Consider the following 3,161-nt stretch of genomic DNA (forward strand, 5'->3'; position numbering starts at 1 on the left):
CACGTCGCCTTCGGGCGTCACGATGATGAGCAGGATGCGCTTGTCGGACAGGCGCATGAACTCGATCTGCTTGAACACGTGGCTGCGCCGCGGCGTGAGCACCACGCCCGCGAACTGCGAGAGGTTCGAAAGCACGCTGGCGGCCGCCGCCACCACCTTCTGCGGTTCGCCCGGGCGCAGCGTGGTTTTCACCGCGCGAGTGAGCGCGTCCTCGTCGGAGCTCGGCTCGACGGTGAGCATGGTGTCGACGAACAGGCGGTAGCCGCGCGGCGTGGGCACCCGCCCGGCCGAGGTGTGCGGGCTGGACACGAGACCCAGTTCCTCGAGGTCCGACATCACGTTGCGGATCGTTGCCGGGCTCAGTTCGAGGCCCGAATAGCGCGACAGCGTGCGCGAGCCGACCGGCTGACCTTCGGCGATGTAGCGCTCGATCAGCGTCTTGAGGAGGGTTTGTGCGCGGGGATCTAGCATGACTGAAAATTTTAGCCTAATGCCGGGTTGGCGGCGAGTGGCCCGGCAGACAAGGCCCGCCGGGCCGGCATGCGGCAAACGCCCGCCTTGCGCGGCACCGGGCCTTGTTGTCGCCCTCCTTCTTAGCTCCTTGTTTTTTGCCTGGTTTTTCGCCCGGACTTTCGCCTTGTCATGACCATGTCACCGGCCGCGGGTTCGCTTCGAGCTGGAAGGCGCGGTACGCAAGGCGCGGCAGCGCCCGCGCCATCGTCGCCAGGTTCTTTTCGTGACCTGACTATGGTGTAATGCCGCCATGCAGATCCAGAAGATCCAGAGCCAGTTCAAGACTGTTGCGCTCGTTGGGCGCAGCAACACGCCAGGCATCGGCGAGCCGCTGATGGCGCTTGCGCAGAACATTTCGAAGCGCGGCTTCGAGGTCGTGTTCGAGGTGCAGACCGCCCAGGAGATCGGCGCGTCCGGCTATCCCGCGCTCCAGCCCGCCGAGATCGGCGCGCGTGCGGACGTGGCCGTCGTGCTCGGCGGCGACGGCACGATGCTCGGCATCGGCCGCCAGCTCGCGCCCTATCGCACGCCGCTCATCGGCATCAACCACGGTCGGCTCGGCTTCATCACCGACATCGCCTTCGCCGACATGCAGGAGGTCGTGCCGCAACTGCTCGCGGGCAGCTTCGAGCGCGAGGAGCGCTCGCTGCTCGAATCGCGCATCACGCGAGACGGCGACCCGATCTATCACGCGCTCGCCTTCAACGATGTCGTGGTGAACCGCAGCGGCTTCTCCGGCATGGCGGAGCTGCGCGTGAACGTGGACGGCCGCTTCATGTACAACCAGCGCTCGGACGGCCTGATCGTCGCGACCCCCACGGGCTCGACCGCCTACGCGCTCTCGTCGCAGGGGCCGATCCTGCATCCGCAGCTGCAAGGCATCGTGCTCGTGCCCATTGCGCCACACGCGCTCTCCAACCGGCCGATCGTGCTGCCCGACGACTGCAAGGTCAGCATCCAGATCGTCGCGGGCCGCGACGTCAACGTGAACTTCGACATGCAGTCGTTCACCGCACTCGAACTCGACGACGTGATCGAGGTGCGCCGCTCGCGCCACACCGTGCCGTTCCTGCATCCCGTGGGCTACAGCTACTACCGGACGCTGCGCAAGAAGCTGCACTGGAACGAGCATCCCTTGCTGCAGAACGATCCGGAAGACTGAACCCGAGGCCAATCACACGCATGCTTCGCCATCTCTCGATTCGCGACTTCGTGATCGTCGCGGCGCTCGACCTCGAATTCGACAGCGGCTTCACCGTGTTCTCCGGCGAGACCGGCGCGGGCAAGTCGATCCTCATCGACGCGCTCGCGCTCACGCTCGGCGCGCGCGCCGACGCGGGCGTGGTGCGCACGGGCGAGAACCGCGCCGATATCACCGCAGAGTTCGACGTGCCCTCGCACATTGCGCAGTGGCTCGACGAGCAGGCGCTCGCCAACGACGAAGGCGACAACGAGCACACCGTCATGCTGCGCCGCGTGGTCGACAGCGGTGGTCGCTCGCGCGCGTTCATCAACGGCACGCCGGCCACGCTCGCGCAGTTGCGCGAAGTGGGCGAGATGCTCGTGGACATCCATGGCCAGCACGCGCATCAACTGCTCATGCGCCCCGACGCGCAGCGCGCACTCTTCGACACGCACGCCGGCTTGACCGAACTCGCCGCGACCGTCACGCGCGCGTGGCGCCTGGCGCGCGACGCGCGCCAGGCGGTCGAGACGGCGCAGGCGCGAGACCGCGAGCTGCAGCTCGAGCGCGAGCGTCTTGCCTGGCAGCTCGCCGAGCTCGACAAGCTCGCGCCGCAACCGGGCGAATGGGAAGAAGTGAACGCCGAGCATCGGCGGCTTTCGCATTCGGCGAACCTGATCGACGGCGTGCAGGGCGCGCTCGCGGCGCTCTCCGAATCCGACGAGGCGATGATCTCGAACCTGAACGCGATCGTCTCGAAGCTGCGCGACCTCACCGATATCGATCCGGCGTTAGGCGATGCGCTCGCCGCGCTCGAACCGGCTGCGATCCAGTTGCAGGAGGCCGCCTACTCGCTCTCGCACTACGCGCAGCGGCTCGAACTCGACCCGGAGCGCCTCGCGCAAGTCGAGCGCCGGCTCGACGCGCTGCATTCGGCCGCGCGCAAGTTCCGGCTGAAAGCCGAGACGCTACCCGAGGAGCATGCTGCGCGCCGCCAGCAACTCGCCACGCTCGACGCCGCCGCCGACCTCGACAGCCTGCGCGCCGCGGCCGCGAAGGCGCACGAAGCGTATCTGGTCGAAGCGAGGCAGCTCTCGAAAGCGCGCGCGAAGGCCGCAAGCGCGCTGGGGGCGGCGGTCACGCAGGGCATGCAGGAGCTTTCGATGGCGGGCGGCAGCTTCGAAGTTGCGCTCGTGCCGCTCGGCAGCGGCTCGAATGGCGAACCGATTGGCGGCGCAAACGGCCTGGAGCAGATCGAATTCCGCGTAGCCGGCCATGCGGGCGTGCCGCTGCGCCCGCTCGCCAAGATCGCCTCGGGCGGCGAACTCGCCCGTATCAGCCTCGCGCTCGCCGTGATCGCGAGCGCGGCGAGCCCCACGCCCACGCTGATCTTCGACGAAGTGGATACGGGCATTGGTGGCGGCGTCGCCGAAGTGGTGGGACGTTTGCTGCACCAGCTCGGGCG

Annotated in this window: 3 protein-coding genes; 2 read left to right on the forward strand and 1 reads right to left on the reverse strand. The window is 67.9% G+C overall.

Translation table 11 applies throughout. The features are described from left to right. On the reverse strand, positions 1-471 hold a 471-nt coding region (locus VMJ11_RS01485), incomplete at its 3' end, for an HrcA family transcriptional regulator (protein ID WP_414694266.1). Positions 472-763: 292 nt separating this feature from the next. Here VMJ11_RS01485 and VMJ11_RS01490 point away from each other — a divergent pair. Then, a complete protein-coding gene (locus VMJ11_RS01490) occupies positions 764-1,675 on the forward strand; it encodes an NAD kinase (protein WP_325616192.1) in 912 nt (303 codons plus the stop codon). 20 nt (positions 1,676-1,695) lie between these two features. Next, positions 1,696-3,161 (forward strand): DNA repair protein RecN (gene recN, locus VMJ11_RS01495; protein WP_325616194.1); only part of this gene is annotated, 1,466 nt, incomplete at its 3' end.

The organism is Paraburkholderia sp., from assembly GCF_035501035.1.
Taxonomy (GTDB): domain Bacteria; phylum Pseudomonadota; class Gammaproteobacteria; order Burkholderiales; family Burkholderiaceae; genus Paraburkholderia.